Source organism: Roseateles sp. P5_E8, from assembly GCF_054177665.1.
The window spans coordinates 25,963-46,557 of record NZ_JBGCUM010000038.1; the positions used below are offsets into that span (position 1 = coordinate 25,963).

19 protein-coding genes and 6 tRNA genes are annotated in these 20,595 nt (G+C 66.5%); 20 read left to right on the forward strand and 5 right to left on the reverse strand.

Translation table 11 applies throughout. The features are described 5' to 3' along the window. Position 1 precedes the first annotated feature (1 nt). From leuB to ACXRVZ_RS19540, 19 genes are all read left to right on the forward strand, one after another. On the forward strand, positions 2-1,096 hold the full coding sequence (gene leuB, locus ACXRVZ_RS19450; RefSeq protein WP_458232720.1) for a 3-isopropylmalate dehydrogenase: 1,095 nt from the start codon (positions 2-4) through the stop codon (positions 1,094-1,096). 86 nt (positions 1,097-1,182) lie between these two features. Then, positions 1,183-2,295 carry an aspartate-semialdehyde dehydrogenase gene (gene asd, locus ACXRVZ_RS19455; protein ID WP_457425142.1) on the forward strand — a complete coding sequence of 371 codons (1,113 nt, stop codon included), beginning with the start codon at positions 1,183-1,185 and terminating at the stop codon, positions 2,293-2,295. Between the two features lie 271 nt (positions 2,296-2,566). Then, positions 2,567-5,095 (forward strand): FimV/HubP family polar landmark protein, encoded by a 2,529-nt coding sequence (locus ACXRVZ_RS19460; protein ID WP_457425146.1) that lies wholly within the window; start codon positions 2,567-2,569, stop codon positions 5,093-5,095. A 54-nt stretch (positions 5,096-5,149) separates the two neighbouring features. After that, entirely contained in the window at positions 5,150-5,932 is a 783-nt protein-coding gene (gene truA, locus ACXRVZ_RS19465) for a tRNA pseudouridine(38-40) synthase TruA (protein WP_458232721.1), read from the forward strand. Next, positions 5,929-6,558, forward strand: coding sequence for a phosphoribosylanthranilate isomerase (locus tag ACXRVZ_RS19470; RefSeq protein WP_457425150.1), 630 nt, complete (start codon positions 5,929-5,931; stop codon positions 6,556-6,558). Before truA ends, ACXRVZ_RS19470 begins: the two co-directional genes overlap by 4 nt. 9 nt (positions 6,559-6,567) lie before the next feature. Further along, on the forward strand, positions 6,568-7,821 hold the full coding sequence (gene trpB, locus ACXRVZ_RS19475; RefSeq protein WP_458232722.1) for a tryptophan synthase subunit beta: 1,254 nt from the start codon (positions 6,568-6,570) through the stop codon (positions 7,819-7,821). Beyond that, positions 7,818-8,621, forward strand: coding sequence for a tryptophan synthase subunit alpha (gene trpA / locus ACXRVZ_RS19480; RefSeq protein ID WP_457425154.1), 804 nt, complete (start codon positions 7,818-7,820; stop codon positions 8,619-8,621). Before trpB ends, trpA begins: the two co-directional genes overlap by 4 nt. Before the next feature lie 3 nt (positions 8,622-8,624). After that, positions 8,625-9,497: an acetyl-CoA carboxylase, carboxyltransferase subunit beta gene (gene accD, locus ACXRVZ_RS19485; RefSeq protein ID WP_457425156.1), complete on the forward strand. Its 873-nt coding sequence runs from the start codon at positions 8,625-8,627 to the stop codon at positions 9,495-9,497. Between the two features lie 62 nt (positions 9,498-9,559). After that, positions 9,560-10,870 (forward strand): bifunctional tetrahydrofolate synthase/dihydrofolate synthase, encoded by a 1,311-nt coding sequence (gene folC / locus ACXRVZ_RS19490; RefSeq protein WP_457425158.1) that lies wholly within the window; start codon positions 9,560-9,562, stop codon positions 10,868-10,870. 13 nt (positions 10,871-10,883) lie between these two features. Further along, the gene (locus ACXRVZ_RS19495; protein WP_457425160.1) at positions 10,884-11,630 is read left to right on the forward strand and encodes an SPOR domain-containing protein; all 747 of its coding nucleotides are present in this window, start codon (positions 10,884-10,886) and stop codon (positions 11,628-11,630) included. 7 nt (positions 11,631-11,637) lie between these two features. Then, on the forward strand, positions 11,638-12,180 hold the full coding sequence (locus tag ACXRVZ_RS19500; RefSeq protein ID WP_457425162.1) for a CvpA family protein: 543 nt from the start codon (positions 11,638-11,640) through the stop codon (positions 12,178-12,180). A gap of 11 nt (positions 12,181-12,191) precedes the next feature. Further along, a complete protein-coding gene (purF, locus tag ACXRVZ_RS19505) occupies positions 12,192-13,703 on the forward strand; it encodes an amidophosphoribosyltransferase (protein WP_458232723.1) in 1,512 nt (503 codons plus the stop codon). 4 nt (positions 13,704-13,707) lie between these two features. Beyond that, positions 13,708-14,934 (forward strand): O-succinylhomoserine sulfhydrylase, encoded by a 1,227-nt coding sequence (locus ACXRVZ_RS19510; RefSeq protein WP_458232724.1) that lies wholly within the window; start codon positions 13,708-13,710, stop codon positions 14,932-14,934. Then, positions 14,931-16,331, forward strand: coding sequence for a glutamate--tRNA ligase (gltX, locus tag ACXRVZ_RS19515; protein WP_457425168.1), 1,401 nt, complete (start codon positions 14,931-14,933; stop codon positions 16,329-16,331). The genes ACXRVZ_RS19510 and gltX overlap by 4 nt, the downstream gene beginning before the upstream one ends. A 90-nt stretch (positions 16,332-16,421) precedes the next feature. Further along, positions 16,422-16,497 (forward strand) — tRNA-Ala (locus ACXRVZ_RS19520). Positions 16,498-16,546: 49 nt separating this feature from the next. Further along, a tRNA-Glu gene (locus ACXRVZ_RS19525) sits at positions 16,547-16,622 on the forward strand. Between the two features lie 66 nt (positions 16,623-16,688). Beyond that, positions 16,689-16,765: transfer RNA gene (locus tag ACXRVZ_RS19530), tRNA-Asp, on the forward strand. Between the two features lie 92 nt (positions 16,766-16,857). After that, positions 16,858-16,933 (forward strand) — tRNA-Glu (locus tag ACXRVZ_RS19535). A 52-nt stretch (positions 16,934-16,985) separates the two neighbouring features. Beyond that, positions 16,986-17,062: transfer RNA gene (locus ACXRVZ_RS19540), tRNA-Asp, on the forward strand. Between the two features lie 64 nt (positions 17,063-17,126). Here ACXRVZ_RS19540 and ACXRVZ_RS19545 read toward each other — a convergent pair. The 3 genes from ACXRVZ_RS19545 to ACXRVZ_RS19555 all read right to left on the reverse strand — a co-directional run bounded on the left by ACXRVZ_RS19545 (position 17,127) and on the right by ACXRVZ_RS19555 (position 18,043). Then, positions 17,127-17,429 carry a hypothetical protein gene (locus tag ACXRVZ_RS19545; RefSeq protein WP_457425170.1) on the reverse strand — a complete coding sequence of 101 codons (303 nt, stop codon included), beginning with the start codon at positions 17,427-17,429 and terminating at the stop codon, positions 17,127-17,129. A 120-nt stretch (positions 17,430-17,549) separates the two neighbouring features. Beyond that, positions 17,550-17,639 (reverse strand) — tRNA-Ser (locus ACXRVZ_RS19550). Between the two features lie 32 nt (positions 17,640-17,671). Next, positions 17,672-18,043: a hypothetical protein gene (locus ACXRVZ_RS19555; RefSeq protein ID WP_458232725.1), complete on the reverse strand. Its 372-nt coding sequence runs from the start codon at positions 18,041-18,043 to the stop codon at positions 17,672-17,674. 25 nt (positions 18,044-18,068) lie between these two features. Between ACXRVZ_RS19555 and ACXRVZ_RS19560 the strand changes: the two genes are divergently transcribed. Continuing rightward, positions 18,069-18,848 (forward strand): helix-turn-helix transcriptional regulator, encoded by a 780-nt coding sequence (locus ACXRVZ_RS19560; RefSeq protein WP_457425174.1) that lies wholly within the window; start codon positions 18,069-18,071, stop codon positions 18,846-18,848. A gap of 268 nt (positions 18,849-19,116) precedes the next feature. Here ACXRVZ_RS19560 and ACXRVZ_RS19565 read toward each other — a convergent pair whose 3' ends face one another. Both ACXRVZ_RS19565 and ACXRVZ_RS19570 read right to left on the reverse strand, forming a co-directional pair. Next, on the reverse strand, positions 19,117-20,034 hold the full coding sequence (locus ACXRVZ_RS19565; protein WP_458232726.1) for an SPFH domain-containing protein: 918 nt from the start codon (positions 20,032-20,034) through the stop codon (positions 19,117-19,119). A gap of 31 nt (positions 20,035-20,065) precedes the next feature. Further along, complete coding sequence (locus ACXRVZ_RS19570) at positions 20,066-20,494, reverse strand: NfeD family protein (protein WP_457425178.1); 429 nt, start codon at positions 20,492-20,494, stop codon at positions 20,066-20,068. Positions 20,495-20,595 lie beyond the last annotated feature (101 nt).

Here is a 20,595-nt window from a genome sequence, read left to right on the forward strand (position 1 = left end):
GATGAAGAAGATTGCAGTACTGCCGGGCGACGGCATTGGTCCCGAAATCATGACCGAAGCGGTCAAGGTGCTGAACGCCCTGGACCTGCCGTTGCAGCTGGACTGGGCCGACGTCGGCGGCAAGGCCTATGACACCAGCGGCCACCCGCTGCCCCCGGCCACGCTGAAGCTGGCCCAGGAAGCCGACGCCGTGCTGTTCGGCGCGGTGGGTGACTGGAAGTACGACAAGCTCGAGCGTTCGCTGCGGCCTGAACAGGCCATCCTGGGGTTGCGCAAGGCGCTGGGCCTGTTTGCCAACTTCCGCCCGGCCATCTGCTACGAGCAGCTCACGCACGCCTCGTCGCTGAAGCCCGAACTGGTCGCCGGTCTCGACATCCTGCTGATCCGCGAACTCACTGGCGACATCTACTTCGGCCAGCCGCGAGGCCGCCGCGTGGCTGTGGACGGCCACTTCCCCGGCGCCGACGAAGCCTTCGACACGATGCGCTACTCGCGCCCCGAGATCGAGCGCATCGCCCACGTCGCCTTCCAGGCGGCCCGCAAGCGCAACAAACGCCTGACCAGCGTCGACAAGGCCAACGTGCTGGAGACCTCGCAGTTCTGGAAGGACATCGTCATCGAAGTCCACGCCCAGTACCCCGACGTCGAGCTGGACCACATGTACGTGGACAACGCCGCCATGCAGCTCGTCAAGGCGCCGAAGAAGTTCGACGTCGTCGTGACCGGCAACATGTTCGGCGACATCCTTTCGGATGAGGCCGCGATGCTGACCGGCTCCATCGGCATGCTGCCGTCCRCCTCGTTGGACGCCAACAACAAGGGCCTCTACGAACCCAGCCACGGCAGCGCGCCGGACATCGCCGGCAAGGGAATCGCCAACCCTCTGGCTACAATCCTGTCCGCTGCCATGATGCTCAAGTTCTCCCTCAACCAAGCCGACGCTGCCGCTCGTATCGAGACGGCCGTGCAGTCGGTGCTGGCCCAGGGCTTGCGCACCGCCGACATCTGGAGTGATGGCACCACGAAGGTCTCGACCCGCGAAATGGGCGACGCCGTGGTGAAAGCCATTACGACCACGAAAACCATCAAGAGCTAAAGCTCCGTCTCGTCTCGCCCCTCCAAACCCGGCGAACGAGCCGGGGCCCGAAGTGGATGGGGTTTGGTGAAGCAAAAGGAATGATGATGACGACCTTGGTAGGCCTCGTAGGCTGGCGCGGCATGGTGGGCTCGGTGCTCATGGAGCGCATGACCGCTGAGCGCGATTTCGACCTGATCGAGCCGCTGTTCTTCTCGACCTCCAACGCCGGCGGCGCTGCCCCGGCCCAGGCCAAGAACGAGAAGACGCTGCAGAGCGGCTTCGACATCGAACAGCTCAAGCGCTGCGACATCATCATCACGGCCCAGGGCGGCGACTACACGTCCGAGGTCTACCCCAAGCTGCGCGCTGCGGGCTGGACGGGCCACTGGATCGACGCCGCCTCCACGCTGCGCATGGCCGATGACGCCGTCATCATCCTAGACCCCGTCAACCGCCCCGTCATCGACCAGGCGCTGAGCGACGGCGGCAAGAACTGGATCGGCGGCAACTGCACCGTCAGCTGCATGCTGATGGGCGTGGGCGCGCTGTACAAGGCCGGCCTCGTCGAGTGGATGTCCACGCAGACCTACCAAGCCGCGTCCGGCGGTGGCGCCCAGCACATGCGCGAACTGCTGACGCAGTACGGCACGCTGAACGCCGCCGTGAAGCCGCTGCTGGACGACCCCAAGAGCGCCATCCTCGAGATCGACCGCCAGGTCATCGCCAAGCAGCGTTCGCTGTCGGCTGAAGAGACGGCCAACTTCGGCGTGCCGCTGGGCGGCTCCCTGATCCCCTGGATCGACAAGGACCTCGGCAACGGCATGTCCAAGGAAGAGTGGAAGGGCATGGCCGAGACCAACAAGATCCTCGGTTCGGGCTCCATCCCGGTCGACGGCTTCTGCGTTCGCGTCGGCGCCATGCGCTGCCACAGCCAGGCCCTGACCTTCAAGCTGAAGAAGGACGTGCCGCTGGCCGACATCGAGGCCATGATCGCCGCCGACAACGAGTGGGTGAAGCTCGTGCCCAACACGCGCGAAGCCACCATCCGCGACCTGACCCCCGTGGCTGTCACGGGCACGATGACGATTCCGGTCGGCCGCGTGCGCAAGCTGGCCATGGGGCCCGAGTACCTCGGCGCTTTCACCATTGGCGACCAACTGCTGTGGGGCGCCGCCGAGCCGCTGCGCCGCATGCTGCGCATCCTGCTCGAGCGCTGAGCCCAGTCCCGGAACAGGCCCTGTGGCCGGTTCCGCTTACGGTCTTTTACGAGTTGACCTAGGGTTGACCCCGGTCTCCTTATCGAAACCAAGCGACACATCAGATACCCCTTGAGCATTTCCGCGTATATGCTTGATGCTGTTGTGTTTTTGATTCGAGACTCGACGCAGGCCATAACGTGCAAACCAGCGTAACCAGGTTCGTGCAGCGCGTGCTGAAGATCGAGACAGGCGGGGCCCATTGCCCCGCCTTGTTGCTTGGGGGAATGCCTTGAAAGACCACATCCGCGACGCATTCGAGGGCGTCCGCCCGACCGGCTTCACCCGCCACCACCTTGCTCTGGCTGCCGCGCTGCTCGTGGCCACGGGGGGTGCGCAGGCGCTGGGCCTGGGTAGATTGAATGTGCAGTCCGCCCTCGGCGAGACCATGCGTGCCGAGATCGACGTCACCAGCCTGACGTCCGAAGAGACCGCCACGCTCAAGGTGCGCGTCGCACCGCCCGATGCCTACCGCACCAGCGGTGTGGACTACAACCCGGTGCTGACTTCGGCCCAGGTGCTGGTGGTTCGCCGCGACGGCCGCACGCTGCTGCGCGTCAGCAGTGACCGTGCGGTGCAGGAACCCTTCGTCGACGTCATCCTGGAGCTGACCTGGTCGACCGGTCGCCTGGTGCGCGAATACACGCTGCTGTTCGACCCGCCCAGCCTGCCCAAGCCCGCKCCCGTCATCACCGTGCCGCCGGCCGTCGCCGCTGCACCTGCGGTCGCCAGTGAGGCCGTTCCCGCCCCGGCACCTGCCGTGACGACGGCGCTGCCGCGCATCCTGCCCGCTCAGCCGCCCGTGGCTGTGGCCCGGCCGCCGGTTGCGCCGCCGCCGCCGGCGCCCGCTCCGGCGCGTCCACCCGTCACCGCCTCCTCCGAGTACCACGTGCGCCCGGGCGACTCGCTGTCCAAGGTCGCCGGCCGCACGCAGGTCAGCGGCATCTCGCTGGACCAGATGCTCGTCGGCCTGTTCCGCAACAACCCCGACGCCTTCATCGACGGCAACATGAACCTGCTGAAGGCAGGCGCCGTGTTGCAGGTACCGTCCAGCGACGCGCTGGCCACCGTGCCTGCGCCCGAGGCGCGCCGCATCATCCTGGCCCAGAGCGCCGATTTCTCCGCCTATCGCCAGCGCCTGGCCTCTGCCGCGCCGACGCTGCAGAGCACCGAGAGCGTGCGCCAGTCCAAGGGACAGGTTCAGGCCGCCGTCGAGGACCGCAAGCCCGCTGCCGCGCCGACGCCCGACAAGCTCACGCTCAGCAAGGCCGGCGCCGCCGCCAGCGAGACCAAGCTGTCCAAGGACACCGAGAAGAAGGACGCGGCTGCCCGCGTGGCTGAGTTGACGCGCAACGTCGAGGAGCTGAAGAAGCTCTCCAGCGCCGCCGCCAAGCCGGCCGCGCCAGTTGCTTCCGCAGCGCCTGCTCCGGCACCGGTCGTGTCGACCCTGCCTGCGCCGGTCGTTGCCGCTGCCGAGCCTGCGTCAGCGCCGGCACCCGTGGCTGCCGCCAGCGTTGCGGCCTCCAAGCCGCAGCCTCGCGCCAGCGCGCCGCTGCCTCCGCCGCCGGCCGCCGAACCACCCGGCTTCATCGAGGAATTGCTGGACAACCGCTTCGTGCTACCGCTGGCCGCAGTTCTCGTCGCCGTGCTTGGCGGCCTGGGCCTCTACCGCCTGCGCTCGCGCCGCCCGGCGAACGCATCCGAGACAGGCTTCCACGAAAGCCGCCTGCAGCCCGATTCCTTCTTCGGCGGCACCGGCGGCCAGCGCGTCGACACGCGTGACGCGCAGAACAGCGGCCAGTCGTCGATGAGCTATTCGCTCAGCCAGCTGGACGCCATCGGCGACGTGGATCCGGTCGCCGAGGCCGACGTCTACCTGGCCTATGGCCGCGACCTGCAAGCCGAGGAAATCCTCAAGGAAGCCCTGCGCGCCAACCCGACACGCCTGGCCATCCGCCTGAAGCTGCTGGAGGTTTACGCCAAGCGCCGCGACACCAAGGGCTTCGAGCAGCTCGCCGTGCAGCTGTTTGCCGAGACCAAGGGATCGGGCGAGGACTGGTCCAAGGCCCAGGAACTGGGCCGAGGCATAGACCCGGACAACCCCCTGTACCAGCCCGGTGGCGCACCGGCCCATGTCGAGGACGGCCCCGAACTGCGCCCCGAGCCCATGAACGCCAGCACGCTGCCGCAGACGGCACTGCCGAGCGGCGCACATCCGTCCACGGCTCATCTGGGAACCGACGCGCTGTCCCGTGGCGGCCCCGACACCGGCCCCGTCAGCGGCTTCGACCTGGCGCTGGACCTGGACCTCGACGCCCCCGAGCCGGTCTCGCCGCACGCGATGGCCGCGACCCAGGCCATGCCGGCTTCGGTGGAGCATGCGCCGTTGACGATGGATTTCGACATTTCCGGTCGTGGCGCCCGTGTTGCCCCTCCGGCGCCGGATCTGAACTTCGACCTCAGTGGCATGGGCGGCCTGCCGACCACCACCTCACCGCCGGCGACGGCGCCGACCGACCTGGACTTCGACCTCGGCGAGCCCACCCAGCCCGGTGAAACCGATCCGGACCACCTCGCCGTGGCCCTGGAGGCCTTGGGCGACGACGATGGCGACCCGCTGGTGCGTCAGCTGGAACTGGCCGACGAGTTCCGCCAGATCGGCGACACCGAGGGAGCCCGCGAAGTGCTTCAGGAACTGATTCAGCGCGCCAGCGGCTCGCTGCGCGACCGCGCCCAGGCGATGCTGAACGACTTGCGTTAAGCGCAGCCGCGATACTTCAACGCCCGGTTCGCCGGGCGTTTTTCGTTGGAGCCCATGAGAGTTGCACTAGGAGTCAGCTACCGCGGCGGCGGCTACAACGGCTGGCAGAGCCAGCCCGACGGTCGCACCGTGCAGGACGCGCTCGAAAAAGGCCTGGCCGCCTTCGCGGCCCAGCCCATCCGCACGATCTGCGCCGGCCGCACCGATGCCGGCGTGCACGGCATCAACCAGGTCATCCACTTCGACACCGAGGTGGAGCGCGAACTCTTCTCCTGGGTGCGCGGCAGCAATCGCTACCTGCCGCCCGACATCGCCATCCAGTGGTGCCGCTTTCCGGGCGACACCTTCCACGCGCGCAACTCCGCGCGAGGGCGGCGTTATGCCTACCTGCTGCTGGAGTCCGCCGTGCGGCCGGCCATCGAGTCCGGCCAATGCGGCTGGGTCTTCCGCCCGCTCGACCAGAGCGYGCTGGAGGCTGCCGCGGAGCGCCTCGTCGGCGAGCACGACTTCTCGTCCTTCCGCTCATCCGAATGTCAGGCGGCCTCGCCCGTGAAGACGCTGCGCGAGATCCGCGTGCAGCGGCGCGGCGCCTACTGGCGCTTCGAGTTCGAGGCCAGTGCCTTCCTGCACCACATGGTGCGCAACCTGATGGGCTGCCTGCTGGCCGTGGGCAACGGCACGCGCCCGGCGGACTGGGTGTCGGAGGTGCTGGCCGCGCGCGACCGCAAGGTGGCAGCGCCGACCTTTCCCCCCGACGGCCTCTATTTCCTCGGCCCGACCTACGATGTCGAACTCGACATCCCGCGCGAGGTCGCGGCTTTGGACTGGTTGCCATGACAAGAATCAAGATCTGCGGCCTGACCCGCGAGGCCGATGTGGAAGCGGCCATTGCAGCAGGCGCTGACGCCATCGGCTTCGTCTTCTACGCCAAGAGCCCGCGCGCCGTGACGCCGGAGCGGGCGAGGGCGCTGGCCAAGTTGCTGCCGCCCTTCGTGACGCCGGTGGGCCTGTTCGTCAATGCGACCGACGCCGATCTGGAGGCTGGGCTGGAGGCGCTGCCCAACATGCTCGTCCAGTTCCACGGTGACGAGACGCCCGCCGACTGCGACCGCGTCAAACGGCCTTATCTGCGCGCCGCCCGCATGGCGCCGGGGGTCGATTTGCTAAACTTCGCCGCTCAATTTCCCAACGCCCAGGCCCTGCTGCTCGACGCCCATGTCGACGGCTACGGCGGTGGCGGCAAGGTCTTCGATTGGTCACTCATTCCTCCAAGCGTCAGCTCTCGCCTCGTTTTGTCTGGTGGGTTGAATGCAGCAAACGTCGCCGATGGCATCAGGCAGGTGCGGCCCTGGGCCGTTGACGTGAGTTCCGGCGTGGAGGTGTCGAAAGGCATCAAGAGCGCCGACCTGATCCATGAGTTCTGCCGCGCGGTAAAGCGCGCCGATGCCGAACTCTCCCAATAGGGGAAGACCATGTTCCAGTACGACCAGCCCGACGCGACCGGGCATTTCCGCCATGCCGGCACCGCGACCTTTGGTGGCAGTTTCGTCTCCGAGACCCTCGTCCATGCGCTGGACGAGTTGAAGGACGCCTACGCGCACTACCGCAACGACGCCGAGTTCATTGCCGAATACAAGCGTGAACTCAAGCATTTCGTCGGCCGCCCGAGCCCGATCTACTACGCCGACCGCCTCAGCCGCGAGCTGGGTGGCGCCCAGATCTACCTGAAGCGCGAGGACCTCAACCACACCGGCGCGCACAAGATCAACAACGTTATCGGCCAGGCGCTGCTGGCCAAGCGCATGGGCAAGCCGCGCGTCATCGCCGAGACCGGTGCCGGCCAGCATGGCGTAGCCACCGCGACGATCTGCGCGCGCTACGGCCTGGAATGCGTCGTCTACATGGGTAGCGAGGACGTGAAGCGCCAGTCGCCCAACGTCTATCGCATGAAACTGCTCGGCGCGACCGTCGTGCCGGTGGAGAGCGGCAGCAAGACGCTGAAAGACGCGCTCAACGAGGCGATGCGCGACTGGGTCACCAACGTCGAGAACACCTTCTACATCATCGGCACCGTGGCCGGCCCGCACCCCTACCCGATGATGGTGCGCGATTTCCAGCGCGTCATCGGCGAGGAATGCCTGGTGCAGATGCCCGAGCTGGCCGGCCGCCAACCGGACGCCGTCATCGCCTGCGTGGGTGGTGGCTCCAACGCCATCGGCATCTTCCATCCCTACATCCCGCACGAGAACGTGCGCCTGATCGGCGTCGAGGCCGAAGGGCAGGGCATCGCCAGCGGCAAGCATGCCGCCACGCTGACCGCCGGCAGCCCCGGCGTGCTGCATGGCAACCGCACCTATCTGCTGCAGGACGAGGACGGCCAGATCATCGAGACGCATTCCATCTCGGCCGGCCTGGACTACCCCGGCGTCGGCCCTGAGCACGCCCACCTGAAGGACATCGGCCGCGCCGAGTACGTCGGCGTCACCGATGACGAGGCGTTGTCGGCCTTCCACCGCCTGTGCCGCACCGAGGGCATCATCCCGGCTCTCGAATCCAGCCACGCCGTCGCGCACGCCATCAAGCTCGCGCCGACGCTGGGCCAGGACAAGGTGCTGCTGATCAACCTCAGCGGCCGTGGCGACAAGGACATCGGCACGGTGGCCGACCTGTCCGGGGCCGCCTACTTCGACCGCCCGTCGCAAGCCGGCGAGAAGGTCAAGCAATGAGCCGCATCAAGACCACCTTCGACCAGCTCAAGGCCGACGGTCGCAAGGCGCTGATCCCCTTCGTCACCGCTGGCGATCCCTATCCCGAGGCCACCGTCGACCTGCTCGTCGCCATGGCCGAGGCCGGCGCCGACGTCATCGAGCTGGGCGTGCCCTTCTCCGACCCGATGGCCGACGGTCCCGTCATCCAGCGCGCCGGCGAGCGGGCGCTGAAGCATGGCATCGGCTTGCGCAAGGTGCTGGCCTATGTGCGCGAGTTCCGCGCCCGCAACGACACCACGCCCATCGTGCTGATGGGCTATGCCAACCCGGTCGAGCGCTACGGCCTGGATGCCTTTGTGGCGGACGCCTCGGCGGCCGGCGTCGACGGCATCCTGATCGTCGACTACCCGCCCGAGGAGTGCGAGGAGTTCGCCGCCAAGCTGCGCGCCGCCGACATGGACGCCATCTTCCTGCTCGCGCCCACGTCCACCGAGGCACGCATGGCCCAGGTCGGCAAGCTGGCCAGTGGCTACGTCTACTACGTGTCGCTGAAGGGCGTGACCGGCGCCGGCCACCTCAACACTGCTGCCGTCGCCGAGGCCGTGCCGCGCATCAAGCGGCATGTCAGCACGCCGGTGGGTGTGGGCTTCGGCATCCGCGACGGCGCGACGGCGCGGGCCGTGGCCGACGTGTCGGACGCGGTCGTCATCGGCTCCAAGCTGGTCGAGCTGCTGGAGCGCCAGCCAGCCGATAATGTCGCTTCCACCGGCGCCGCTTTCATCCGTGAAATCCGCGCCGCACTCGACAAGAAGGACTGACGCATGAGTTGGCTCGACAAACTCCTCCCGCCCAAGATCCAGCAAGGTGACCCGGCCGACCGGCGCACGGTCCCAGAAGGCCTGTGGATCAAGTGCCCGAGCTGCGAGACGGTGCTCTACAAGACTGACCTGGAGCAGAACATCAATGTCTGCCCCAAGTGCTCGCACCACCACCGCATCGGCGCCCGCGCGCGGCTGGACGCCTTCCTTGACGGCGAGGGGCGCTACGAGATCGGCCAGGAAGTGCTGCCGGTCGACGCGCTGAAGTTCAAGGACAGCAAGAAGTACCCCGACCGTCTGAAGGAAGCGCTGGAGAACACCGGCGAGACCGACGCATTGGTCGTGCTGGGTGGCGCCGTGATGAGCGTGCCGGTCGTCGCGGCCTGCTTCGAGTTCGACTTCATGGGCGGCTCCATGGGCTCGGTCGTCGGCGAGCGCTTCGTGCGCGGTGTCGAATCGGCCATCGAGCAGAAGACGCCTTTCATCTGCTTCACCGCCACCGGCGGCGCGCGCATGCAGGAAGGCCTCTTGAGCCTGATGCAGATGGCCAAGACCAATGCGTCGCTGACGCGCCTGGCCAAGGCCAAGCTGCCCTACATCAGCGTGCTGACCGACCCGACGATGGGCGGTGTGTCGGCGAGCTTCGCTTTTGTGGGTGACGTCGTCATCGCCGAACCCAAGGCGCTGATCGGCTTTGCCGGCCCGCGTGTCATCGAGAACACCGTGCGCGAGAAGCTGCCCCCGGGCTTCCAGCGCGCCGAGTTCCTGCTGGAGAAGGGTGCCGTCGACATGATCGTGGACCGCCGCCAGCTGCGCGAGACCATCGCGCGCCAATTGGCGATGTTGCAGCGCCAGAGCGCCGACGCGGTGGCCTGAACCTCGTCGCGATAGTTCCAAGCCAGGCCCTGTGCCTGGCTTTTGTTTTTCCGTGAACCACCATGACGCTTGACGACTGGCTCGCTCACTGCGAGCGCCTGCATCCCAAGACCATCGACATGACGCTGGACCGCGTGGCCACCGTGCGCGAGCGGCTGGGCATCGCCTTCGACGCGCCCACCATCGTCGTCGCCGGTACCAACGGCAAGGGCTCGACCTGCGCGATGCTGGAGTCCATCGCGCTGCACGCCGGCTATCGCGTGGGGCTCTACATCAAGCCCCACCTCGTGCACTTCCAGGAGCGTTGCCGAGTCGGTGGCGCCCCCGTCCAAGCGGAGTCGCTGGAGCCGCACTTCGAGGCCGTCGAGGCGGCGCGTGGCGACATCACGCTGACCTACTTCGAGTTCACGACGCTGGCCATCATGCGGCGCCTGCAGCACGAGCCGCTGGACTTCGTCATCCTCGAAGTGGGCCTAGGCGGCCGGCTGGACGCGGTCAACGTCATCGACGCCGACTGCGCCGTCATCACCAGCATCGACCTTGATCACACCGAGTTCCTCGGAACGGACCGCGACAGTGTCGGCCGCGAGAAGGCCGGCATCATGCGCACCGGCCGGCCGGTCGTCGTCAGCGACCCCGTGCCGCCGGCCTCGCTGGCCGAGCGCGCCCTGGAGATCGGCGCCGACCTGCGCCAGCTCGGCCGCGACTTCACCTTCAACGGTGACCGCACGCAGTGGCAATGGGCCGGCCGCAACAAGCGCTTCTCCGGCATGGCCTACCCGGCGCTGCGCGGCGTGAACCAGTTGCTGAACGCGGCCGGCGTGCTGGCCGCCTTCGAGGCCCTGGCGGACCGCCTGCCCATCAGCGCCCAGGCCGTACGCACAGGGCTGGCGCTGGTGGAGCTGCCCGGCCGCTTCCAGGTGCTGGCTGGCCAACCCGCCGTCGTGCTGGACGTGGCCCACAACCCGCACGCCGTCGCCGCGCTGGCGCAGAACCTCGATCAGATGGGCTTCTTCCCGCGCACCCACGCCGTCTTCGGCGCGATGGCGGACAAGGACCTGGGCGGCATCCTGGCGCGCATCGCGCCGCTGGTGGACGTCTGGCATTTCACCGATCTGCCCCTGCCGCGCGCCGCGACGGCCGAGCAGCTCCAGGCCGCGTTCTTGGCCGCCGGCCTGAAAACGCCACCCGGCGTGGCGACCCACACCCATGCCAACCCGCTTGACGCGCTGCACGCAGCGGCTGCCGGGGCGACCACGGCCGATAGAATCCTGGTCTTCGGTTCCTTCTACACCGTGGGTGGCGTGCTTCAGCAGGGCTTGCCCCGCGTGACCGCCGGCGCCGCCGAGCCAAAACCCCCTACTCTTCACTGAGGCCACGCCGCCGATGGGCCTGTTTTCCTTTCTCAAGCGCGATGACGCCACCGCTGCGGCGGCGCCCAAGAAGTCGGCCAAATCTGGCGCCAAGGCCAGCGCGGCGGACGATGTGCTGGTGCTGCGCGTGCGCGCCCGCCGCCGCCTCATCGGCGCCGCCGTGCTGGTGGCGGCCGGCGTGGTCGGCTTCCCGCTGATCTTCGAGACCCAGCCGCGGCCGATTCCCGTTGATCTGCCCATAGAGATCCCGCGCAAGGAGACCGCACCGCCGCTCACCGTTCCGACACGCGAACCGCTGAGCCAGGCCGAGCCGGCGCCCCAGCCGACGCCCTCTGCCAGCGCGGAGCTGCCGGTCGAGCCCAAGGTGGCCGAGAAGCCGGTTGAAAAGCCAGCGGAGAAGCCCGCCGACCAGCCTGTCGAGAAGCCACCGGTCAAGCTGGCCGAGAAACCCGTCGACAAGCCCAAGGCCGCCAACGACGGCGCCCGCGCCCAGGCCCTGCTGGAAGGCAAGGAGCCCACGCCTGCGGCTGCCGCCCGCTTCATCGTGCAGGTCGGCGCCTACGGCGAGAACAAGACGGCGCAGGACGTGCGCGGCAAGGTCGAGAAGCTGGGTCTCAAGACCTACGCTCAGGCCGTCGAGACGGCCGATGGCCGGCGCATTCGCGTGCGCCTCGGGCCCTTTGCCAGCCGCGACGAGGCCGAGCGCGCCGCCGCCAAGCTCAAGGGCGCGGGCCTGCCTGGCGCCATCCTCACCCTCTGACGCCACCATGGACATCGCGCTCAGCTGGGTCGATCTCGCACTGGCGGCATTGCTGCTGCTGTCGATAGGCATAGGCCTGTGGCGCGGCCTGGTCTTCGAGGTGATGTCGCTGGCCGGCTGGGTGATCGCCTATTTCGCCGCCTCGCCGCTGGCGCCCGTCGTGCTGGACTTGTTGCCCGACTCGATGGCGGCCAAGTTCAGCCCCGCCGTGCTGCATGCCATCTCGCTGGCCATCGCCTTCTTCTTCGTCCTCATCGTCTGGAGCTTGGCGACGCGCCTGGTCAAGGCGCTGATCCACGCGACACCGCTGTCCGTGGTGGACCGCCTCGGCGGCGCCGGCTTTGGCGCGCTGCGCGGCGTCTTCATCGCGCTGCTGCTGGTGCTCGTCATCGGCGCGTCGCCGCTGGCGGAATCGTCGACCTGGCAGTCCTCCCGCGCCGTGCCCGTGCTGGCCGGCGCGCTGCGCGACGCCGCGCCGATGCTGCCCGAACCCATTGCCCGTTTTGTTTCGCGCTCGATGACCCCATCTGAGGCGAAATCGACAGATTAAGGACCCTCGCCATGTGTGGCATCGTCGGCACCCTCGCTGCCTCCCCCGTCAACCAGTTGCTCTATGACGCGCTGCTGCTCTTGCAGCACCGCGGCCAGGACGCCGCCGGCATCGTCACGATGCAGGGCTCCAAGTGCTTCATGCACAAGGCCCGCGGCATGGTGCGCGACGTCTTCCGCACCCGCAACATGCGCAGCCTGCCGGGCAACATCGGCCTGGGCCAAGTGCGCTACCCAACCGCCGGCAACGCCTACAGCGAGGAAGAGGCCCAGCCCTTCTATGTGAATGCGCCCTTCGGCATAGTGCTGGTGCACAACGGCAACCTGACCAACGCCCACGCGCTGAAGGACGAGCTCTTCGACATCGACCGCCGCCACATCAACACCGAGAGCGACACCGAGGTGTTGATCAACGTGCTGGCCCACGAGCTGGAGATGGCCGCGCGCGACTTGCCGCTGACGCCCAAGGAGATCTTCGCCGCCGTGCGCGCCGTGCAAAAGCGCATCAAGGGCAGCTACGCCGTCATCGCGCTGATCGCGGGCCAGGGCCTGCTGGCCTTCCGCGACCCGTTTGGCATCCGCCCGCTGTGCTTTGGCCGCTCGGCCAACGGCGAGTTCATGGTCGCCAGCGAAAGCGTTGCGCTCGAAGGCACCGGCCATCAGCTGGAGCGCGACCTGGCGCCCGGCGAGGCCCTGTTCATCGACCATTCCGGCCAGCTGCACAGCGAGCAGTGCAACGACAACCCGTCGCTTAACCCCTGCATGTTCGAGTTTGTCTACCTCGCGCGGCCGGACTCGGTGATGGACGGCATCTCCGTCTACCAGGCGCGCCTGAACATGGGCGAGACGCTGGCGCAGCGCGTCATCTCCACGATGCCGCCCAACGAGATCGACGTGGTCATTCCGATCCCGGAAAGTAGCCGCCCTTCGGCCATGCAGCTGGCCCACCGCATCGGCAAACCCTACCGCGAGGGCTTTGTGAAGAACCGCTACGTCGGCCGCACTTTCATCATGCCGGGGCAGGGTGCGCGCAAGAAGAGCGTGCGCCAGAAGCTCAACGCCATCGGCGTCGAGTTCAAGAACCGCAACGTGCTGCTGGTGGACGACTCCATCGTGCGCGGCACCACATCCCGGGAGATCGTGCAGATGGCCCGTGAAGCCGGCGCGCGCAAGGTCTACCTCGCCTCCGCCGCGCCGCCGGTGCGCTACCCCAATGTCTACGGCATCGACATGCCGACGGCCGAGGAGCTGATCGCCCATAACCGCACGGTTGAGGAGATCCGCGAGTACATCGGCGCCGATGCGTTGATCTACCAGGACGTGGATGCGATGAAGCGCGTCGTCGCCGCGCTGCGCCCGGGGCTCGCCGGCTTCGAGGCGAGCTGCTTCGACGGCCACTACGTCACCGGCGACGTCAGCCTGGAAGACTTCGCCACGCTGCGCGCTCAGCGCGCCAGCCAGCCCAGCGACGAAGAGGCCGATACGCGCGGCCGCCTGGCGTTGCAGGGCGACAGCGAGGGCTGAACGCATGAGTGAAGACACCCGCCGCACACTGCCCGAAGGACTGCGTCCCGAAACGCTCGCCATCCGCACCGGCCTGCCCCGCAGCCAGCACGGCGAGCACTCCGAGGCGCTGTTCCTGACCACGGCCTATGTGCAGGCCGACGCCGAGACCTCGGCACGCAAGTTCGCCAACTCCGAAGACTTCACCTACTCGCGCACCAGCAACCCCACCGTGCGCATGTTGGAAGCCCGCATGGCGGCGGTGGAAGGCACGGAGGCCGCCATCGCCACGTCGACGGGCATGAGCGCCATCCTTCTGCTCGGCATGGGCGTGCTGAGGGCCGGCGACCACGTCGTCTGCTCGCGCTCGGTGTTCGGCTCGACGATCAACCTCTTCGCCAAGGAGTTCGGCAAGTTCGGCGTCGAGACCACGTTCGTCTCGCAGACCGACCTTGCCGAATGGCGCGCTGCCATCAAGCCGACGACCAAGCTCTTCTTCGCCGAGACGCCCACCAACCCGCTGACCGAGATCTGCGACATCCGCGCGCTGGCCGATATTGCGCACGATGCCGGCGCGCTGCTGGCCGTCGACAACACCTACTCGTCGCCCGCCCTGCAACGCCCGGCCGAGATGGGCGCCGACGTCGTCATGCACTCGGCCACCAAGTACATGGACGGCCAGGGCCGCGTGATGGCCGGCGCTCTGTGCGGGCCCAACAAGCTCATCCGCGACGTGTTCGGCCCCGTGCTGCGCACCGTCGGCATGACGCTGGCCCCGTTCAACGCCTGGGTCGTGCTGAAAGGCCTGGAGACGCTGTCCCTGCGCATGAAGGCTCAGAGCGAGCAGGCCCTGGCCGTCGCCCGCTGGCTGGAGGTGCAGCCGGACGTCGCTCAGGTCTACTACCCCGGCCTGGCCTCCCACCCGCAGCACGAACTGGCCATGCGCCAGCAGAGCGGGCAGGGCGGGGCGGTGCTGTCCTTCGACGTCAAGGCTGACTCACCCGAGGCCGCACGTGCTGCCGCCTTCCACGTCATCGACAGCACGCGTGTCGTCTCCATCGCCACCAATCTGGGCGATACGAAAACCATCATCACCCACCCTGCGACCACCTCGCACGGCCGCCTCACCGAGGCCCAGCGCCAGGCTGCGGGCATCAGCCAGGGCCTGATCCGCCTCGCCGTCGGCCTCGAGCATGTCGACGACATCACCGACGACCTCCAGCGTGGTCTCTCTACCTTGAACACCCGATGAGCTCCTTCGACAAGATCCGCACGCGCATCGCGCCGTCGCCGACCGGCTTTCTGCACCTGGGCACCGCCCGCACGGCGCTCTACTCCTGGGCCTACGCCCGCCACCATGGCGGCGAGTTCGTGCTGCGCATCGAGGACACCGACGTGGCCCGCTCCACGCAGGACTCGGTCGACCAGATCATTGCCGCGATGAACTGGCTGGGCCTCTCCTACGACGAGGGCCCGATCTATCAGATGCAGCGTCTGGATCGCTACCAGGCCGTCATCGACCAGCTGATCGCCGAAGGCAAGGCCTATCGCTGCTACACGACGCCCGAAGAGCTGAATGCGCTGAAAGAAGCGCAGTTTGCTCGCGGCGAAAAGAGGCTCTACGACCGCCGCTGGCGCCCCGAGCCCGGCAAGGTGCTGCCTTCGCCGCCCGAGGGCGTGAAGCCCGTCGTGCGCTTCGCCAACCCCATCGAGGGCGACGTGACCTGGGACGACGTCGTCAAGGGCCCGATCACGATCAACAACCGCGAGATCGACGACCTCATCATTGCGCGCACCGACGGCGTGCCGACCTACAACTTCGCCGTCGTCGTCGACGACTGGGACATGCGCATCAGCCACGTCTTCCGCGGCGACGAGCACGTCAACAACACGCCCTGGCAGATCAACATCTTCAACGCGCTGGGCGCGCCGCTGCCGTCCTTCGGTCACCTGCCCATCATCCTGGGCGACGACGGCCTCAAGCTCTCGAAGCGCCGCGGCGCCGTAAGCGTGATGGACTACGCCGCCAACGGCTACCTGCCCGAGGGCATGCTGAACTATCTCGCGCGCCTGGGCTGGAGCCATGGCGACGAAGAACTGTTCTCGGCCGAGCAGATGGTGAGCTGGTTCGACGGCTCGCACCTGTCCAAGAGCCCGGCCCAGTGGGACCCCGCCAAGCTGGACTGGGTCAACGGCCATTACGTGAAGCAGATCGACGAAGCGCGCCTCGCCGGCCTGGTCGTCGAGCAATTGGCGGCCAAGGGCGTCGCGGCGACGGTCGAGCAGATCCAGCCCAAGGTTGGCTTGTTCAAGGACCGCTGCGCGACGGTTGCGGCGCTTGCTGATTGGCTCACGATGTATTTCGCGACCGTTGAACCGACAGCGGAAGACCTGGCGGCTCACATCACCGATATCGTTCGCCCCGCATTGGCGGCGCTCGCGGAACGCCTTGCCGCGCTGGCGGATTGGAGCAAGGCAGGCATCCAGCAGGCACTGAAAGAAACTCTCGCGGCAACCGGCCTCAAGATGCCGCAACTCGCCGTGCCGGTGCGGGTTCTGGTGTGCGGCCGAGCGCAGACACCGTCGCTGGATGCGGTGCTCGAGCACTTCGACAAGAAAAAAGTCCTCGAACGCTTGCAAGCAGTCTGAATTTCGTCATATACTCTTGGTCTCGCTTGAACAGCGCTGCAAACAAAGCGATTTGCGACAAGGTCGGTAACGACTGAATCAAAATCAATTGGGGGTATAGCTCAGCTGGGAGAGCGCTTGCATGGCATGCAAGAGGTCATCGGTTCGATCCCGTTTACCTCCACCATTAACCTATTGGTTTATTGGCGGCGCGCAGTTCAAGCGGCGAAGGTTTAGTCCCCTTCGTCTAGAGGCCTAGGACACCACCCTTTCACGGTGATTACAGGGGTTCGAATCCCCTAGGGGACGCCAAGTTTGATGAGCTTGGGTATTGTCGAGAAGCGAAAGCAATGCGGCGATATCGAATTCATCCCACGCGGAGTGGTAGTTCAGTTGGTTAGAATACCGGCCTGTCACGCCGGGGGTCGCGGGTTCGAGCCCCGTCCACTCCGCCAAGGATTCCATCGGATGTTTCCATTTTGGATTTCCGATAAAAGAACGGCCAATTCGTTGGCCGTTTGCTTTTTTGAGTTTCGTTTTCGAATTTGTCCCCTTCGTCTAGAGGCCTAGGACACCACCCTTTCACGGTGATTACAGGGGTTCGAATCCCCTAGGGGACGCCAAGTTTAGTGCGGCTTGCGAGTATCGATAGATACCCGAAATTGCATGCCACGTGGAGTGGTAGTTCAGTTGGTTAGAATACCGGCCTGTCACGCCGGGGGTCGCGGGTTCGAGCCCCGTCCACTCCGCCAAATAGCAATGCGCCCAAACCCTTCGCGGGTTTGGGCGCATTTTGCTTTGAGAGATTCGAAAAGATCAGGAAACGCCGCGTGACGGCGCCGGTGCATTGCCAGCCTCATCACCGCCTCCGCCGCCCTGCGTCTGAGCGGCCGCAGCTGGGCGGGGTTCCGTTGGCGTGGTGCGCGGGGCCTCACTGGGCGCTCGCTTGCCGCTGACGACAAGTCGCGCCAACTTGACCACTTCACTGGCTTGTGCGGGCAGTCCGCCAGCCAGCAGGCCGAGCACCAGGCCCAGACTCATCCATCCCTTGATTCGTTGCATTTCCAACTCCAGCCTTGCGTTGGGCAAGGCATGATCGCGAGTGTTCAGCAAGTGCATCGGTCAAACCAGGGTTGCGCGACGAATTGCGTTTTCCCGGGGATGAACTGCAATGATGCCTGTGCCATTGAGGCTGCGTCTGAAAGCAAAACGGGCCCCAGAGGGCCCGATCATGCTGCTTGGCGGAGAGGGCGGGATTCGAACCCGCGGTGGGGATAAACCCACACACGCTTTCCAGGCGTGCGACTTAAACCGCTCATCCACCTCTCCTGCAAGCCCTCAATCATAACCCATCGCGACGGTCATTCGCACGAAAGTGGCGGGCCGATGGCGCGGCGCCAGTCGAGCTGATGGATGACATTGTTCAGATGCAGCATCCGGCGAGACCGGGCAAGGGCATGGCCCTCGCCGTCGATCAGCGCCACGTTGCAGCGGATGTTCATCGGGTCGAACAGCGCGACCACTTGGGGTTGGATCTCAGCCCACTCCCAGGCGATCTGAATGGGCGGTTCGTCCTCGGTGGACCAAATCTGCTCACCGCGACACAAGCCGCACGCCTTGTCCTTGCGCACGCGGCTGCCCACCTGCCGGAGCTCGGGGGTCAACAGTTCAAACTCGTTTACAGTCTTCACGACCGTTTTGCAGGCCCTTAGTTGCCACGTTGCAAGCTGCATTCGGGTCTCCCGTCATCTGCATGGCTTGCAGTTTGCGTTCGTCGCCGACGCGCTGCGCCTACCAACCCTAGTAGCGCACGGTGCCTGCATGAACCTGCAGCGGTACGAACAAGTCAGTCAAGCGGAGGACTTCACGTCGTTCCGGCAGGGGCTGATTGCCTTCGCCAACGACATGGACTTCGGCCTCATCGCTGGCGTGCTCGCCATCGAGCATCGCGGGCCTGGTGCGACCAACGAGTACCTCACGGTCAGCAACACGCCGACGGCGTTCCTGGAGGCGTTCAACGATGCCGCCAACGCGAAGCGGGATCCTGTCCACCGACATCTGATGCGGAGCCCGGCGCCGCTGGTCTATGACCAAGGCTTGTACGTGCGATCGGATGCCGGGGACCTGTGGGAGAAGCAGGCGCCGTTTGGCTACAAGGCGGGCGTGGCGGTGAGCGTGCACATGCCAGGCTATCGCCGCTTCCTGCTCGGCGTGGATCGCGAGGAGGCGTTGCCTCAGGACCCCGTCAAGCTCAACCGGATGATTGCCGACCTGCAATTGCTGGCCGTGCACGCACAGGACGCTGCGGCGCGATTGCTCGTCTCGACGAGGGCCAAGGCGACCATACCCAGGCTATCGCCGCGGCAACTTGAAATTCTCAAGCTGACGAAAGAGGGCAAGAGCGCCTGGGTCGTTGGCAGTCTGCTGGGCATCAGCGAGAACACGGTGAACTACCACATGAAGCAGCTCTTCAGGGAGCTGGACGTGTCCAACAAGCCGCGAGCGGTGTTGAAGGCGATGGAGCTGGGCCTGCTCTGACGGGCCGGGCGACTACCAGGGTTTGTAGTTCCGCTGCCGCAACCCCTCCCACAAACTGCGCCTCATCGGGACTTGGCCGATGGCCAGTGGAGCAGGTTATGTGGGAACTGATTGCTGAGTTGTTCGGCCTGCCCTACGGCGGCGGGTCCTGACCTGGGGTTTTCAGAAAAGCGTCTCCTCGATCGCTTTCGTTCGGTGCCCCCCGAACGTCTTGCGCCCGCGACCGCCCTGGACCAGGGTCCTCGCGGGCTTTTTTACGCCTGCGTTGTCAGGCCTTGCCGCCGGCCTTGATCAGGCTCATGGCGGTGCCGATGAGGCCGGCCACCTCGCTCATGTTGCCGGGCACGATCATGGTGTTGTTCTTCTGCGCGAGCTGGGCAAAGGCGTCAACGGCCTTCTCGGCCACCTTCAGCTGAACGGCCTGGTCACCGCCCGGCTGCTGGATGGCCGCAGCAATCTTGCGGATGGCGTCCGAGGTGGCATCGGCCACTGCGGTGATGGCCGCCGCCTCGCCCTGGGCCTTGTTGATCTCGGCCTGCTTCTCGCCCTCTGAACGCGCAATGGCCGCTTCACGCTCGCCGGTGGCGATGTTGATCTGCTCCTGGCGCCGGCCTTCCGAGGCGGCGATCAGCGCGCGCTTTTCGCGTTCCGCGGTGATCTGGGCCTGCATGGAATGCAGGATGGCCGGCGGCGGCGTCAGGTCCTTGATTTCGTAGCGCAGCACCTTGACGCCCCAGTTCAGCGCCGCCTCGTCCAGCGCCTCGACGACGGAGGTGTTGATGATTGCCCGCTCTTCGAAGGTGCGGTCCAGCTCCATGCGGCCGATGACGGAGCGCAGCGTGGTCTGGGCCAACTGGGTGATGGCAATGACGTAGTTGCTCGCGCCGTAGCTCGCGCGCATCGGATCGGTGACCTGGAAGTAGAGGATGCCGTCGACGGTCAGCTGGGTGTTGTCCTTGGTGATGCAGACCTGGCTGGGCACGTCGAGCGCGATCTCCTTCAGCGAGTGCTTGTAAGCGAGCCGGTCGACAAAGGGCACGAGGAAGTTGAGGCCCGGTGTGAGCGTGCCGTGGTACTTGCCGAGTCGTTCCACGACCCAGGCGTTCTGTTGCGGGACGACCTTGATCGAGCGCACCACGAAGATGGCCGCGATGACGAGGATGACGAGTGCGATCTGGAACCCCATGAGGTCTCCCTGGTGTTGTTGATTTGAAGGCTCAGCGGTCGAGCAGCAGGCAGCTGCCTTCGACCGCGCGAATCACATGCCGGCCGCTCTGGGCCGGCGCGCTGCCGATGAAGCGCGCCTGCCAAGCTGCGCCCCGGTATTGCACCTTGGCCAGACCGTCGGCCGTCCAGGACTCGACCTGGACGGACTGACCGATGTCGAGGTTGACATCTGGGTTGCTGGCAGCGGGTGCGGCTGCGGGCATGCGGCTGCGCCTCACATGCCAGCCCACCACAGCGGCGCCGCCCACGACGGCGGCGGTCAGCACCTGGCCGGTCTGGCCCACGCCCAGATGAGCAGCCAGCGCACCGGCGGCGGCGCCCACGGCCAGCATCAGCAGGTAGAAGGTGCCGCTGGCCAATTCGACTGCCACCAGCACGCCCGCCACGATCCACCAGACGGTGGCCCAGTTCCAGTCCATCTCGTCTCCCGAAGTCAGTGTTGTCGGGTCAGTTTATAGACTGCGCTGACACGAGCGGAACACAGTGCGGCTCTACACTTCGCCGCTTCGTTTTTTGATGC

Coding starts and splice junctions, on each gene's coding strand:
- ACXRVZ_RS19545 (WP_457425170.1), bottom strand. CDS start 17,429: ATGCACTTGCTGAACACTCGCGATCATGCCTTGCCCAACGCAAGGCTG.
- ACXRVZ_RS19500 (WP_457425162.1), top strand. CDS start 11,638: ATGGACATCGCGCTCAGCTGGGTCGATCTCGCACTGGCGGCATTGCTG.
- trpA (WP_457425154.1), top strand. CDS start 7,818: ATGAGCCGCATCAAGACCACCTTCGACCAGCTCAAGGCCGACGGTCGC.
- ACXRVZ_RS19470 (WP_457425150.1), top strand. CDS start 5,929: ATGACAAGAATCAAGATCTGCGGCCTGACCCGCGAGGCCGATGTGGAA.
- ACXRVZ_RS19555 (WP_458232725.1), bottom strand. CDS start 18,043: ATGCAGCTTGCAACGTGGCAACTAAGGGCCTGCAAAACGGTCGTGAAG.
- ACXRVZ_RS19495 (WP_457425160.1), top strand. CDS start 10,884: ATGGGCCTGTTTTCCTTTCTCAAGCGCGATGACGCCACCGCTGCGGCG.
- trpB (WP_458232722.1), top strand. CDS start 6,568: ATGTTCCAGTACGACCAGCCCGACGCGACCGGGCATTTCCGCCATGCC.
- asd (WP_457425142.1), top strand. CDS start 1,183: ATGACGACCTTGGTAGGCCTCGTAGGCTGGCGCGGCATGGTGGGCTCG.
- ACXRVZ_RS19510 (WP_458232724.1), top strand. CDS start 13,708: ATGAGTGAAGACACCCGCCGCACACTGCCCGAAGGACTGCGTCCCGAA.
- folC (WP_457425158.1), top strand. CDS start 9,560: ATGACGCTTGACGACTGGCTCGCTCACTGCGAGCGCCTGCATCCCAAG.
- gltX (WP_457425168.1), top strand. CDS start 14,931: ATGAGCTCCTTCGACAAGATCCGCACGCGCATCGCGCCGTCGCCGACC.
- ACXRVZ_RS19565 (WP_458232726.1), bottom strand. CDS start 20,034: ATGGGGTTCCAGATCGCACTCGTCATCCTCGTCATCGCGGCCATCTTC.
- accD (WP_457425156.1), top strand. CDS start 8,625: ATGAGTTGGCTCGACAAACTCCTCCCGCCCAAGATCCAGCAAGGTGAC.
- ACXRVZ_RS19570 (WP_457425178.1), bottom strand. CDS start 20,494: ATGGACTGGAACTGGGCCACCGTCTGGTGGATCGTGGCGGGCGTGCTG.
- purF (WP_458232723.1), top strand. CDS start 12,192: ATGTGTGGCATCGTCGGCACCCTCGCTGCCTCCCCCGTCAACCAGTTG.